This is a genomic window from Sphingobacterium alkalisoli, from assembly GCF_005049105.1.
GTDB lineage: Bacteria > Bacteroidota > Bacteroidia > Sphingobacteriales > Sphingobacteriaceae > Sphingobacterium > Sphingobacterium alkalisoli.
This window is the reverse complement of the sequence record NZ_SUKA01000002.1, coordinates 87,682-101,073: the sequence shown is the minus strand read 5'-3', so window position 1 is coordinate 101,073 and position 13,392 is coordinate 87,682. Positions and strand designations below refer to the sequence as shown.

Genomic DNA, 13,392 nt, shown 5'->3' with positions numbered 1-13,392 from the left:
CCTCTTCCTTTTATCCCTTTTTTATCTTTAATTTCATCCCTGGCTTGATAAGCGAGCTTTTCAAGTTATTATCGGCTTTTAGCTTAGACACGGTAACACCTTTATATTGATTGGCTATTCTATCTAATGAATCTCCTCTCTTTACCGTATATACAATCGTAGTCGTAGCAGCTCTCGAAGAAGAAACTGCTTTTACGTTTTTGGCTAGTGTAGAATTAACCGGCTTTTGGATAAACAATGTCCTGCCTGAAATGGAACTCGCCGTAGAAAGTCCATTCCATGCTCGTAAATTCTGAATAGAAACCCCGAATTTCTTTGAAATAGTAGACAATGATTCGCCACGTTTTACTTTATATCTCTTCTCATCCACATTGGCTAAAGCGAAATTGTCGATATCATGACTAATAGATAAAGAAGACGGCGCATTTAAAGCTAGGTACAACAAGCTGTCGTTAATATTTTCGGTAACAGGAAGAAGAAGTCTTTTTGGCTTTTCAGGCGTACCATTCACAATACCCTTTTTATAAGAAGGGTTAAACTTTCTCACCCGTTCTAATGGCATATTTATCGCTGAAGCGACTTGTCTCAAGTCGACCTGCTTATCAACCATTAATATTTTACTTTCTAAATCCAAGTCGGTTTCCGTCGGTACCAATCCATAATAATCAGCGTTACTAAGCACATAGGTCATCGCGATATACTTAGGGATATAATTTTGTGTCTCCCGCGGCAGGTAAGGTGAAAGTTCCCAAAAACTTGGCGCAGCAATGCCGGAGCGTTGAATCGCACGCATTACACAGCCCCTCCCACAATTATAGGATGCCAATGCCAATAACCAGTCTCCAAATTGATCATGCGCTTCCTTGAGATATTGAGTTACCGCATAACTAGATATATATAAATCCTTGCGCTCATCCACATAATTATTCATATCCAGATTGTAGGACTTGGCCGTAGCATACATAAACTGCCACGGACCAACTGCACCAGACCTGGATACTAAATGTGGGTCCAAGGAAGACTCGACAACAGAAAGATATTTTACTTCTTCCGGCAGTCCCATTTCATCAAATACTTGTTCATAAATCGGAAAAAAGTGATTACTCAGGCCCAATAATTTGTTCATGTAAGGAAGGTAATTTTTCGACGTATATTTATCGATAAATGACTTCACCTGTGAGTTATAATCTAAAGGAATAGTCTTGACAGTTCCATGTAGACGTTTTAGGATTCCAGCGTCCTCTAATCCATTTCCAGTATCCGGATCTATAAATTCACGAATAGAATCTAATTGGGAAAAAGCCTGTTCTTGACTTATGTCGATAAGTTCTATCATGGAATTTTGGATTCCAGTCTTGTAATCTTCGAGTAAAATCTCCTGAGCCATGACGGGCAAGCACGGAATACAAAAAACCAAAGATAACAGCGCATTGTATTTTATCATACTTTCGATATTAAGTAAAAACCTTCCTGACGCATAATGAAGCGAACAGTAATGAAAGTCTATTGAAGGTTCTTTCTGCCCATTGAGATACACAAATCCAGAAAAAACAAAAGAGTTTCATTAAGATTTTAGCTTAGTGAAACTCTCAAACGATCAATGTTATTTTTTATTGATTGTTAACTTTTTCATTGGTATCTCGCGCATCTTTATTTGCGATATCGTCTTCCTTTTGTCCATCTTTGAACTCCTTAACTCCACGTCCCAATCCACGCATCAATTCTGGTATTTTTTTACCTCCAAACAGTAGAAGTACGATAACAAGAATAATGACAATCTCTTGTGCGCCCAATCCAAATAATAATAATCCTGATGTGTACATATCTTAATTTTCTAGCTCACCTAACGTGAGTGTATCTCACAAATATAACTACTTATTTCTATAAATTATAATTTTAACGAGCTATCCATCCGGAAGGGTTCAACTCCCGCGTTCCTTGGAATACACCAAAGTTGACCACTGGATAACCTTCATCTGGGTCGTCACCCGCCACACCAATCTGTTGTCCACGACTCACTTTTTGACCTCTGCGTACCGATACACTTTTCAAATTTGAGTAAGAGGTAAAATACTCTCCATGTTTGATTACGACATATTCGCCAATCACTTGTACTACCTCACCTTCAAAAACAGCTTTTACTGCGGCATTAGAAGCCGTCCGTATTGCAACATCCGGATTATCAGTCACGACACCGTTGACCGAGGTACGGCCAAATTCTTTGACGATATTACCTTGAGACACCGGCCAAGGAAGACGACCTCTATTGGACTGGAAATCGGCAGACAGTTTCGCAGCTTCCGGGGTCGATCTCAATATCTCACTATCCGTTTTTTTAGGCGTTGTCTTCTCTACCTCTGCCACTGTTTTGCCCGTACGTTTTGCTTCTTCTTCCGCCGCTTTTTTTCTCGCAGCCTCAGCCCTTCTCCTTTCTTCTGCGATCTCGCGCGCAATAGCAGATTTGATTGCCGCATCAATACGTTTCTTTTCTTGCTGTTTCTTGGTTAACTGCCCTTTGTAAGAGCGCTCTTCTTTAGCCAACTTGCTTAATTCACTAGCATGAGCTGATCGATCTTTCGCTATCTTGTCACGCTCTCCCTGTTGCTCCCGAAGAAGCGTATTTTGCGTTTTTCTATCTTGCTCTAATTGCGCGATCTTTAACTCTATTTGCTTTTGGGTCTCTTCAATTTCAACTGCTTTAATTTTTCGCGCATCGCTAAACTGCTGCAGATATTTGACACGTTTAAAAGCCTGATTAAAATCTTTAGAAGCAAAAATGAACATCATTTTATTGTATGCGTTCTTATTCCGAAACGCAAACATGACCATCTTTTCATAATCCTGTCGCATCTTCTCAAGCTCCGCCTTCAATCCGCTTACGGCCTTCGTGTTAGAAGAAATCTGATTGTTGATAAGACGCAGCTCACTATTAATCGTACTAATCTTATCTTCCCGCAGATTCAACTGTCTGCTTAGCGCATTGACCTCACGTTGTGAAAGAATTTTTTCCTGGGTCTTCTCACGCAATATCTGATTCAATTGCGTTATTTCCGCGTCAATTTTCTCACGTTGCTTTTTCAGTTCCGCAGAGCTTTGACCGAAGGCGAAGTTTCCGCAAACAAATATAATGACTATACCAAACAGTATTTTTTTTAAATCCATGAAGGGACAATTTCTTTATTTGATTTTTTCGAACTTCCAAAAATAATCATATCTACCTTTCCTGCCTAATAAAACCATCGATTTAACAGCTTTTCTATCAATTTATCACTTTATATCGATTAGGGGCAGTAAATGGAGTCTCAATAGATTGATTAAACTCTACTTTATTATAATCTAATAAAGCTTCTACTTTAATAGTCTGTGCATTTAATGTCAGCTGCTGGGTTTGAGGAAACTCATAGCCCTCAGTAGATACAAAACGTCCATAAACTGCTTCTAGTTTCCCATTAGCACCAATCGTATTTAACCGAAAAACTTTGGGTCTGTCATTTTGGTTCAGGCTGTAATGAAACGCAAGATTATCTTTCACACCTATGAGTTGTACCTCATCCTCGCTACTTGCGACAGTTAAACTTTCTGTTTTTAGCAAGGGAAGCGAAACATTTGCCAACAGTAAATCTTGGAGTGTTGAAAATGTTACGCCTTCGGTAGTATACTTATATATATAGCTAAAAGGTTTAACAATGTATTCACCTTGCAACTTATTCAATATCTTCACACTATCTGCTGTAATCAATATACGGGCAACTTCAATACCCAATAGGGCCGTTACAGAAATCCAAATCGCTTTATCGCGCTGAACTCGAATATTTAGGGTAACATCCTGACTTGAATCTCCAAATAGCACTTTAGTCTTTGCCTTACCAGAAAACGTGTGAAAATCTAGATTATTCAACGTGTAATTGCTATTTGCTGCTATTTTTGTATCTGTTCCGGGATCATCAACGTTCGATTTTGCTACTTTTTTTTTGGTACCACAAGCAGAAAAAAGCGTAAGGCACAAAAATCCAATTATCCATTTATTCCACATATCTCTTTTCTCTAATTTTCATTTTCACTTTATTGCTGTCTGTTCCCGTATCCGAAGTCAACGTCAATGCTTTTTCCCATTGTTTGACGGCTTCTTTAATATCTCCAACCTTACTCAATATATCACCATAATGTTCGTAAAGAACAGCCGAAGGATTTTGCCCCTCCATTGCTTTCTCAATCCAGAGCAATGCATCTTTATAATGTCCCTGTTGAAATAACACCCAGGCATATGTATCTTGAAACGTCGAAGAATTAGGCTCTATCTCATTTGATAGCTTTGAATATTTAGCCGCCTTGTCTAGATCCTTCTTCCTTAACGACAAATAATAAGCAAAATTATTCATCGCCGATACATTTGTACTATCTAGCCGAATTGCCTCTTCATATGCGACATCAGATGCGGCTTCCATTTTCAGTTGATGATACAGATCGCCTAATGAAGCGTAGATAATGGATTGTAGGTAAGTGTTATCGTTCAGACTATTGTCTAAAGCAAGCTCTAACATCTTACGCGAATTATCAAAATCTTCTTTCACCATATAGGCAAGCCCAGTGAAGTACATCAGCATGGCATTACCAGGATTAACATTTAAGGCTTCCATACCATGCTGTACAGCGATATCAGCCTCATTCAATCCTAGATCAGTATTAATGAGCATGCGCCAAGCATCAATGTGCTTCGGATTAATACCTACCGCGGTCAAAAATAAAGAACGTGCTTCTTGCGTATTCCCTCGTCGCCACAGAATCTCCCCTTTCAACACATGACTATCCGCGGTACGCGGATGCCTTAAAACAAGTTCATTGGCCAAAAGTTGTACTTGATCTAATGAAAATTCTGGATTCTTCGGTGCCATCAGCGTAATTAATACGCGATGTTTATCGAAAAAATCTACTTTGTCCGATTTAAATGCGAGCATCAGGGCGTCAAATGCCAATTTATATTTTTTCGATGCTTTGTGCGCATCTGCTAGGTCCAAATATAAAATAGGATCATTAGATTCATCGATTCCTTTCTGAATAATGGCAATTGCTTGCTTCGGATTTTCCTCTTGTAGATAAATAAAACCAAGCGTACTGTACACCTGCCTTATTTTGGATTTACCACGCCATCGGTTTAAAAGCTGCTTCGCCTCTTCGTTTCTTTTTAAATCTACTAATATTTCCGCTTTTATCACATCCAGCGTATCCGAAGACGGTGCTTTCGCTGTCAGTTCATCGTACACGATCAGGGCATCCTGTGATTGTCCGGCATTATGCAGGGTCATGATGAGTTCCCTTGATATATTTGAATCATTTGGATTTTCTGCACGCAAATGCCTCAACAGTCCGATTGCCGCGGGCATATCGCCATTCGTTTTATGCAGCTCTAGTAAAAAATTAGCATAAACTAAGGTAGGCTCTTTATCGTAGGCTAATTTTGCATTATCAATAGCTAAATCAAAATTTTGGGTTTGCCCATATAACAATGCCTTAGCATAATAGACTTCCGCGGCATCGGGATACAGTGAGGTGATTTGATCTAAATCTTGAATTGCACCTCCAAAATCCCCAACTCTTAATTTGTTCTCAACTTCGTTAAGTTGATTTTTATACGGCTTAGCTTGCTCTTGGCCTACGGTAATCGATAAAAACACCCCACAGCACAGACACATCAACAAGAGGCGTAAAGTATAACTTTTAGTTATTTTACTCATTAAATCTTAAATATTCGTTTCTACTAAGGTACATATTGCCTTCAAATAAATGATAGTTGTAAGCCACAAAAGTTTAAAATAAAAAATCCTAAATTATGTTAAACACAAAAAAGCAAAATGCACTTGATTATTTGTAAATAAAAATTGTACCTTTGCAATCCAATTGTAGTGATTACAAACGGAGAATAAATAGTATTAATAAATTAAACAAAAGCAAGTGAATACGTTAAGTTACAAAACTGTCTCTGCCAACAAGAACACCGTTAACAAAGAGTGGATCGTTGTTGACGCTGAGGGCGAGATCTTGGGGCGCTTGGCCAGCGAAATTGCAAAAGTAATTCGTGGCAAACACAAGCCTACATTTACCCCACACGTAGACTGCGGTGATAACGTGATCGTTATTAATGCAGACAAAATTAAGTTGACAGGAAACAAATTAGGCGACAAAGTATATGTTCGCTACACGGGCTACCCAGGTGGTCAGCGTTTTGTTTCTCCAAAAGAATTAATGGCTAAACACCCTGAGCGTATCATTGAAAAAGCGGTACGTGGGATGCTTCCTAAAAATCGTTTAGGACGTGAGTTATTTAGAAACCTTTTTGTTTATGCCGGTTCAGAGCACAAACATGAGGCACAGAACCCAAAACCAGTTAAATTTTAAGGAGATCAACCATGTCAACAACTAATACTTCAGGAAGAAGAAAAACCGCTGTTGCCCGTATCTACTTAGGTGCTGGTAGCGGAAACATTACCGTAAACGGTAAAGATTACAAACAATATTTTCCAACATTGCCTTTGCAATACATCGTTACGCAATCTTTAGCGGTATCGGAGTCACTAGCAATTTTTGATGTGAAAGTTAACGTTCATGGTGGTGGCGTTAAAGGTCAAGCAGAAGCTGTACGTTTAGCAATCGCTAAAGCGCTAGTAGAACTTGACCCAGAAGCAAAACCAGCATTACGTGCGAAAGGTTTAATGACGCGTGATAACCGTATGGTTGAACGTAAAAAACCAGGACGCAAGAAAGCACGTAAAAGATTCCAATTCAGTAAACGTTAATCAAAGGAGGATCAAAAAATGGCAAGAACAACTTATCAAGATTTATTGGATGCAGGTGTGCACTTTGGTCACCTTACACGTAAATGGGATCCGAAAATGGCTAAGTACATTTTCATGGAACGCAACGGTATCCACATTATTGACTTGAACAAAACACTTACGAAATTAGAAGAAGCTTCTTCAGCTATCAAACAAATCGTAAAGTCAGGTCGTAAAGTTTTATTCGTAGCAACGAAAAAACAAGCTAAAGAAATCATCGCACAACAAGCTAGAACGGTAAACATGCCGTATATAACGGAGCGTTGGTTGGGTGGTATGCTTACAAACTTCGCAACAGTGCGTAAGTCTATCAAAAAAATGTCTAACATTGACAAAATGCAAAAAGATGGTACATATGATGTATTATCTAAAAAAGAAAAATTGATGATTCAACGGGAGCGTATTAAGTTAGAAACACTTTTGGGTGGTATCGCTGACTTAAACCGTTTGCCAGCAGCTTTATTCATCATCGATGTAAAAAAAGAACACATCGCTGTAGCTGAAGCTATTAAATTGAACATCCCTACATTCGCAATGGTAGATACCAACTCCGATCCTACTAATATCGATTTCCCGATCCCTGCTAATGATGATGCGACAAAATCTATCAGCTTAATCGCAGAAATTATTGGTAAAGCGATACAAGAAGGTTTGGAAGAGCGTAAACGCGATAAAGAAGAAGATGCGGAAAAAGAAGCAGCAGCAGCAAAAGCAGCTGTAGATAACGGTGGTGAAGCTACTGAAACGACTGAAGCTAACGCTGGAAAACGCACTCGTAAAGCAAAAGACGTAGAATAATATTCTATATTAAGCCGGAATGACAAGTGTTGGTTTCTGGAAGAAATGGCTTCCTTAACCTATCATGTCTTTCCGGCTTTTTTCTGAAAGTGTCTGTATTCGATGGCCATCAAGAACCTTCATATGAGTTTTAGGGCTGTCGGTGTTAGCACAATCATGAAAATTTTATTAAAAAATTAACAAAGGCTTTATATACTATATTGCCAGTGTTAATGTATCAATTGTAATTTTATAAAAAAGAAAAATATCATGTCAGTACAAATTTCTGCATCAGATGTAAACAAATTGCGTCAACAAACAGGCGCAGGTATGATGGATTGTAAAAAAGCATTAGTAGAAGCTAATGGCGACTTCGAAGCGGCTGTTGATTACTTACGTAAAAAAGGCGCTAAAGTAGCAGCAAGCCGTCAAGACCGTGATTCTAACGAAGGTGTAATTATCGCTAAAGCTACGGCTGATGGCAAATCAGGTATCGTAGTAGAGGTAAACTGTGAAACTGACTTTGTAGCAAAAAATGCCGATTTTATTGCTTTTGCAGAATCAATAGCTGACGTAGCTCTAACGAATAGTCCCGCTTCTTTAGAAGATTTAAAAGCATTAGAAATCAACGGTGTTAAAATCTCAGATCTAATGATCGACCAAACCGGTAAAATTGGCGAGAAAATTGAAGTTTCAAAATACGAAACGGTATCCGCAGAGAAAGTTGTTGCTTATATCCATGCCAATTACCGTTTAGGGGTGTTAGTAGGCCTTTCGGCTGATGCTGACAGCGTGGAAGAAGCTGGTAAAGATGTGGCCATGCAAATCGCTGCTATGAATCCTATTGCTATCGATAAAGATGGGGTTGATGCACATACTATTGAGCGTGAAATGGCTATCGCTAAAGAACAAATCATTGCCGAAGGTAAACCTGCGGAAATGGCGGAAAAAATTGCTGCTGGTAAATTGAACAAATTCTATAAAGAAACAACGTTGTTGAATCAAGAATTTGTGAAAGATAGTTCTAAAAACATTTCGCAATTCTTGGATTCAGTGTCTAAGGGATTAACAGTTACTGCTTTCAAACGCGTACAGTTAGGTGCATAATTAGTATGAAGTCCGAGTAGTCAATATGGAGACTTGATACTGCTTAAAAAAACAGCCTGTTCAGTTAATGGACAGGCTGTTTTGTTTTATTCCCGTATTTTTTTTTTGTATTTTGGCATAGAAGTAAATTAACGTATGAGGTACAAACAGATAAATAACAACTCTATTAATCAAATCATGCTGATTTTGATTATTATATTGATTTGTATTTTGATTTTCAAAAACCTGGTATACTATCTACCTGGCTTTCTCGGTGCCATTACTTTGTACATTCTGTTCCGAAATATATATTTTAAGCTCACTATGCATCGAAAATGGAATAAGTCGATTACGAGTATTTTTTTTATTATACTATCTGTCGTATTTATTGTATTACCACTATGGGCAATTATTGATTATTTAGTTCCCAAATTAACTGTTTTTCTCGGAAACCAACAGGACATAATTGCTAAATTCAATACCCTGAAGATATACATGAGTGACAAACCTTTTTTTAAAGATATCGATCTCTCGAATGAAGCACTGCTAGCTTCCCTGCAAAGCCTTACGCGGTATATCCCGAGTGTGCTTAATTCGGTAGCAGAAGTTGGTATAAATATTCTCGTAGCACTATTTGTGCTATATTTTATGCAAGTACATGCTAAAAGAATGGAAACCTATATTTATTCGGCAATTCCTTTATCTCCAAAAAGCAAAAAAGAAATTTGGGCAGAAGTAAAATTAATGGTTAGGTCCAATGCAATCGGAATCCCGATTTTAGGTCTTTGTCAAGGTGTAGTCGCTATGATGGGCTATTGGTTTTTCGATATAGAGAATTATATTCTATGGGGGATTCTTACCGGTGTATCGTCTATTATACCTGTGCTCGGTACGATGACGATATACGTACCAATCTGTCTGATTACGTTAGCTTCGGGGCAAACGACAAATGCCATTGGTCTTTCGATATACTGTTTTCTGCTTGTAGGCGGTATAGATAATATATTACGGTTTACCATTCTTAAACAATTGGGAAATGTACCTCCCTTGATTACCGTTTTCGGCGTCTTATTGGGCTTAAATATGTTCGGAATGCTCGGCCTAATCTTTGGCCCGTTAATACTATCTTCTGTAGGTCTACTTATACGGGTCTATGCAGACGAATTTGGTCGATCGTACGTCGCAGAACAAGAATTTTCAGAGTAGGTTAATATAATATAGTTAAGATTTCCTACACAAAACACGAACTATCACCACACGGTCAATTGCGTTATGTACTGTAATTTCTCAGTCAAAATCAAGACCTTAGGTAATCTCCCCCCTATAAATTAGATAAGTATTTCCGTAACTTGTGTAAATAGGTTGTTAGGAATATTTGAAATGGCCGTTAAAGGTCAAATCTACATAGGAAATAAAATCATAGGATCATGGGAGAATTAAACGATAAAGTTGCTATCGTGACAGGAGGCGCATCCGGTATTGGAAAAGCGATTGTAGAACTTTTTGTAAAAAAGGGGGCAAAAGTAGTCATATCTGACCTCAATGAACAATTAGGACACCAACTAATCAACGAACTTGGCGATGGAAGTACCTTATTCATTAAAGCCGATTCGGCATCTGCAGAAGACAACAAAAAAATAGTGGAAACTGCAATCGAAAACTTCGGAACGTTGCATATCGCCGTCAACAATGCGGGTATAGGTGGAGATACCGCGATCATAGACGATTATCCACTTAATTCTTGGAAAAAAGTAATTGATACTAATTTAAATGGTATTTTTTATGGCATGCACTATCAATTGCCGGAGATAGAAAAAGTAGGCGGAAGTATAATCAATATGGCTTCCATATTAGGCCAAGTGGGGTTTGCACAATCTTCGGCCTATGTTGCCGCGAAACATGGTGTAGTGGGTCTAACAAAATCTGCCGCATGGGAATATGGAAGTAAAGGGGTGCGTGTCAATGCCATTGGTCCTGGTTTTATTGCCACACCTCTTATCAATACAAATCTGGATAAGACAACGACAGATTATCTAGCTACTCAACATGCATTGCAGCGACTAGGGACACCTGCAGAGGTTGCTGAACTCGCCTTATGGCTGGCATCTGACAAATCTTCTTTTGTTACAGGCTCTTATTATCCGGTAGATGGAGGATATTTAGCTAAATAGAGCAAGATTCGGATTTTATCTGTACTTTTCAGTTCCGATATTTGGGTATGACAATAACACAACAGGAGATCAATTACGAACGCATTGCCAAGGCAATAGCCTATATACAACACAATTTTAAGCGTCAGCCTAGTTTGGAAGAGCTAGCGGCCCATGTGCATATTAGTCCGTTCCATTTCCAAAGACTGTTTACCGAATGGGCCGGTACAAGTCCCAAGAAATTTCTGCAATATATTAGTGTATCCTATGCAAAAAATCTGTTAGAAAGCCAGCAACATACTGTTTTCGAAACAGTATATAAAACTGGTCTAACTAGTAGCAGCAGGCTTCACGAGCTATTTATCCACATTGAAGGCATGACTCCTGCTGAATATAAGAATGGTGGTCAAGATCTTACAGTATACTATAGCTTTAGCTTTACCCCCTTTGGAAAAAGCCTAATTGCATCTACTGAAAAAGGAATCTGTTACATGGCTTTTGTGGAAGATACCGTCCAAGGGATATTCAACCTTAAAAGGAAATTCCCCAACGCGACCTATGTCAATAAAGAGTTGGAAATCCACAGCCAGGTCAGTACTATCTTTAGTCGCGAAAACGCTAATTTACCGCAATTGAAACTCCATTTAAAAGGCACTCCCTTTCAATTAAAAGTATGGGAGGCATTGCTAAAAATTCCGATGGGAAGTCTTTCAACTTATGGCACTATCGCTAAACACATTAATCATGAAAAAGCGTCTAGAGCAGTAGGGACTGCTATCGGAAGCAATCCAATTGCCTATCTTATTCCCTGTCATCGGGTGATTCAATCCTCTGGAATATTCGGAGGTTATATGTGGAACCCCACACGTAAAGCAGCAATTATAGGTTGGGAAAATGCGAAATTAAATCCGGAACAAGATGAAATTATTTAACCCACAGGATCCCACAAAAAATCTACTTCCGTATGATGGTACCGTCAACTATTACGGTATAATTTGTAACTTAGCGGACCATTATTACGAACGGCTTATGCATTGCATTGCCTGGAAAAACGATGAGGCCATTATATTTGGAAAGCATATTTATACAAAAAGGAAAATTGCGTGGTATGGTGATCGTGCTTTCGAATACCGTTATTCTGGAATCCAGAAGATCGCACTACCTTGGACCTCCGATCTGCTAACGTTGAAAGAGCTGGCAGAAACGGTTAGTGGAGAAACTTTCAATTCATGTCTGCTTAATTTATATCACAATGGAGATGAGGGAATGGCTTGGCATAGCGACGCTGAAAAAGACCTGAAACCCGATGGCGCGATTGCTTCTATAACATTTGGAGCACAGCGAAAATTTTCTTTTAAACACAAAAAAACGAAAGAGAAAGTTGATATTCACCTTGAACACGGGAGTCTTCTCGTTATGAAAGAGAGTACGCAATCACATTGGCTGCATCGCCTCCCTCCTACCAAAACCGTATTGCATCCACGCATCAATTTGACATTTCGAACAATTGTAAACTAATTCTTAAATCCATGAATTACTTCTACTCACCCTAAAATAAATATTATAAGAAGAGAACACCATCTGCTCCCTTCTTATAGTGGGGATGGTTTACGTTAAGGATCGATACGAAGAAAATCTCCTTGACTATTAAAGACTAACTCCAGTTCGTTCGTCAATTCGACATCAAAGTTCCCATTATCTTTCTCAATACTATTAAAGTCGGCATTTGGGTATTTTTCCGTTACATAATCTACAATAACAGGTAGTATAAACGTAGTTGGAATAGCGATATTATTGGCGCCATCCACGTCTTTCCAGTTTCCGTTCTTATCAAACTTCACTTCCGTACGATTATCTAGTAGCACTTTATATTCCGTACCCGAAAACCCTTCCTTTTCTTTTGTAACACTTAAAACCGTCACATTATTAAAATGCTCTTTCAAAAATGTCGAACCTGTAGCTGGTAGGTCATCTGTTCCAACAATTTTTTCTTTTTCACATGAAACACTTGCAAAAGCGATCGTGAATAATAGCCATACTCCTAAATGTAATTTTCTCATTTTCATTCTATTTATATTTATTTATCGTTTTTAGTCGTCTATGCGTACAAATTCACCCTTTTTATTGTACTCTAAATCCAACCCGTTCGTCAATTCGATTTCGTATTTTCGGATTGATTTCGAAATCTGAACAATATTGTTGTTTGGAAAACTCTTTTTGATATGTGCATGTATCGACACCGGAACAATATTAGGGGGGACAGCATTTAGTTTGGCATCTATTTCTGTCCAACTTCCTTTACCATCGAATTCTATCTTCACACCATTTGCCAATACGACTTTATATTCTTTTTCACTAAGAAATTCACTTTCCAATGTCACATAGGACACTGCCGTTTTGGAATAATAAGTTTTGATAAATAATTGTGCGGGTTGAGGTAATTGCGCCAGTTGAATGATCTTTTCTTGCGTTTTGCCCACTGTAACAACCATAAAGAGAAAGGCTGTCATCATCCATTTAATACTTGTGTTCATATCTGTTTTTTTAAG

At 38.4% G+C, this 13,392-nt stretch carries 15 protein-coding genes; 8 read left to right on the top strand and 7 right to left on the bottom strand.

Annotated elements, in window-relative coordinates; translation table 11 throughout:
• Positions 1–10: 10 nt before the first annotated feature.
• The 5 genes from FAZ19_RS06135 to FAZ19_RS06115 form a co-directional block, all read right to left on the bottom strand.
• Positions 11–1,444 (bottom strand): LysM peptidoglycan-binding domain-containing protein, encoded by a 1,434-nt coding sequence (locus FAZ19_RS06135; protein WP_136819848.1) that lies wholly within the window; start codon positions 1,442–1,444, stop codon positions 11–13.
• A gap of 166 nt (positions 1,445–1,610) precedes the next feature.
• Positions 1,611–1,823 carry a twin-arginine translocase TatA/TatE family subunit gene (gene tatA, locus FAZ19_RS06130; protein ID WP_136819847.1) on the bottom strand — a complete coding sequence of 71 codons (213 nt, stop codon included), beginning with the start codon at positions 1,821–1,823 and terminating at the stop codon, positions 1,611–1,613.
• A 73-nt stretch (positions 1,824–1,896) separates the two neighbouring features.
• Complete coding sequence (locus FAZ19_RS06125; protein WP_136819846.1) at positions 1,897–3,162, bottom strand: murein hydrolase activator EnvC family protein; 1,266 nt, start codon at positions 3,160–3,162, stop codon at positions 1,897–1,899.
• A 97-nt stretch (positions 3,163–3,259) separates the two neighbouring features.
• Positions 3,260–4,033 carry a DUF4292 domain-containing protein gene (locus FAZ19_RS06120; RefSeq protein WP_136819845.1) on the bottom strand — a complete coding sequence of 258 codons (774 nt, stop codon included), beginning with the start codon at positions 4,031–4,033 and terminating at the stop codon, positions 3,260–3,262.
• The gene (locus FAZ19_RS06115; protein ID WP_136819844.1) at positions 4,023–5,732 is read right to left on the bottom strand and encodes a tetratricopeptide repeat protein; all 1,710 of its coding nucleotides are present in this window, start codon (positions 5,730–5,732) and stop codon (positions 4,023–4,025) included. Before FAZ19_RS06115 ends, FAZ19_RS06120 begins: the two co-directional genes overlap by 11 nt.
• A gap of 217 nt (positions 5,733–5,949) precedes the next feature.
• Here FAZ19_RS06115 and rplM point away from each other — a divergent pair, with 217 nt between their 5' ends.
• The 8 genes from rplM to FAZ19_RS06075 all read left to right on the top strand — a co-directional run bounded on the left by rplM (position 5,950) and on the right by FAZ19_RS06075 (position 12,361).
• Positions 5,950–6,393, top strand: a complete 444-nt coding sequence (gene rplM, locus FAZ19_RS06110; protein ID WP_136819843.1) for a 50S ribosomal protein L13 — start codon at positions 5,950–5,952, stop codon at positions 6,391–6,393.
• Positions 6,394–6,404: 11 nt separating this feature from the next.
• Positions 6,405–6,791 (top strand): 30S ribosomal protein S9, encoded by a 387-nt coding sequence (gene rpsI, locus FAZ19_RS06105; RefSeq protein WP_136819842.1) that lies wholly within the window; start codon positions 6,405–6,407, stop codon positions 6,789–6,791.
• 18 nt (positions 6,792–6,809) lie between these two features.
• Positions 6,810–7,628, top strand: coding sequence for a 30S ribosomal protein S2 (gene rpsB, locus FAZ19_RS06100; RefSeq protein WP_136819841.1), 819 nt, complete (start codon positions 6,810–6,812; stop codon positions 7,626–7,628).
• 249 nt (positions 7,629–7,877) lie between these two features.
• Positions 7,878–8,714 carry a translation elongation factor Ts gene (tsf, locus tag FAZ19_RS06095; RefSeq protein ID WP_136819840.1) on the top strand — a complete coding sequence of 279 codons (837 nt, stop codon included), beginning with the start codon at positions 7,878–7,880 and terminating at the stop codon, positions 8,712–8,714.
• 135 nt (positions 8,715–8,849) lie between these two features.
• Positions 8,850–9,899 (top strand): AI-2E family transporter, encoded by a 1,050-nt coding sequence (locus tag FAZ19_RS06090; protein ID WP_136819839.1) that lies wholly within the window; start codon positions 8,850–8,852, stop codon positions 9,897–9,899.
• A gap of 221 nt (positions 9,900–10,120) precedes the next feature.
• Positions 10,121–10,864, top strand: a complete 744-nt coding sequence (locus tag FAZ19_RS06085) for an SDR family NAD(P)-dependent oxidoreductase (RefSeq protein ID WP_136819838.1) — start codon at positions 10,121–10,123, stop codon at positions 10,862–10,864.
• A gap of 47 nt (positions 10,865–10,911) precedes the next feature.
• On the top strand, positions 10,912–11,775 hold the full coding sequence (locus FAZ19_RS06080) for a methylated-DNA--[protein]-cysteine S-methyltransferase (protein ID WP_136819837.1): 864 nt from the start codon (positions 10,912–10,914) through the stop codon (positions 11,773–11,775).
• Complete coding sequence (locus FAZ19_RS06075) at positions 11,762–12,361, top strand: alpha-ketoglutarate-dependent dioxygenase AlkB family protein (protein ID WP_136819836.1); 600 nt, start codon at positions 11,762–11,764, stop codon at positions 12,359–12,361. Before FAZ19_RS06080 ends, FAZ19_RS06075 begins: the two co-directional genes overlap by 14 nt.
• A gap of 95 nt (positions 12,362–12,456) precedes the next feature.
• Here FAZ19_RS06075 and FAZ19_RS06070 read toward each other — a convergent pair whose 3' ends face one another.
• A complete protein-coding gene (locus FAZ19_RS06070; protein ID WP_169305578.1) occupies positions 12,457–12,903 on the bottom strand; it encodes a PepSY-like domain-containing protein in 447 nt (148 codons plus the stop codon).
• 30 nt (positions 12,904–12,933) lie between these two features.
• Positions 12,934–13,377 (bottom strand): PepSY-like domain-containing protein, encoded by a 444-nt coding sequence (locus FAZ19_RS06065; protein ID WP_169305577.1) that lies wholly within the window; start codon positions 13,375–13,377, stop codon positions 12,934–12,936.
• Positions 13,378–13,392: the final 15 nt, after the last annotated feature.

Bases quoted from the DNA above. Each gene is read 5' to 3' on its own strand.
- FAZ19_RS06085 (WP_136819838.1), top strand. From the start codon at position 10,121: ATGGGAGAATTAAACGATAAAGTTGCTATCGTGACAGGAGGCGCATCC.
- FAZ19_RS06115 (WP_136819844.1), bottom strand. From the start codon at position 5,732: ATGAGTAAAATAACTAAAAGTTATACTTTACGCCTCTTGTTGATGTGT.
- FAZ19_RS06080 (WP_136819837.1), top strand. From the start codon at position 10,912: ATGACAATAACACAACAGGAGATCAATTACGAACGCATTGCCAAGGCA.
- FAZ19_RS06075 (WP_136819836.1), top strand. From the start codon at position 11,762: ATGAAATTATTTAACCCACAGGATCCCACAAAAAATCTACTTCCGTAT.
- tsf (WP_136819840.1), top strand. From the start codon at position 7,878: ATGTCAGTACAAATTTCTGCATCAGATGTAAACAAATTGCGTCAACAA.
- FAZ19_RS06135 (WP_136819848.1), bottom strand. From the start codon at position 1,444: ATGATAAAATACAATGCGCTGTTATCTTTGGTTTTTTGTATTCCGTGC.
- FAZ19_RS06065 (WP_169305577.1), bottom strand. From the start codon at position 13,377: ATGAACACAAGTATTAAATGGATGATGACAGCCTTTCTCTTTATGGTT.
- FAZ19_RS06090 (WP_136819839.1), top strand. From the start codon at position 8,850: ATGAGGTACAAACAGATAAATAACAACTCTATTAATCAAATCATGCTG.
- tatA (WP_136819847.1), bottom strand. From the start codon at position 1,823: ATGTACACATCAGGATTATTATTATTTGGATTGGGCGCACAAGAGATT.
- rpsB (WP_136819841.1), top strand. From the start codon at position 6,810: ATGGCAAGAACAACTTATCAAGATTTATTGGATGCAGGTGTGCACTTT.
- FAZ19_RS06125 (WP_136819846.1), bottom strand. From the start codon at position 3,162: ATGGATTTAAAAAAAATACTGTTTGGTATAGTCATTATATTTGTTTGC.
- FAZ19_RS06070 (WP_169305578.1), bottom strand. From the start codon at position 12,903: ATGAGAAAATTACATTTAGGAGTATGGCTATTATTCACGATCGCTTTT.
- rpsI (WP_136819842.1), top strand. From the start codon at position 6,405: ATGTCAACAACTAATACTTCAGGAAGAAGAAAAACCGCTGTTGCCCGT.
- FAZ19_RS06120 (WP_136819845.1), bottom strand. From the start codon at position 4,033: ATGTGGAATAAATGGATAATTGGATTTTTGTGCCTTACGCTTTTTTCT.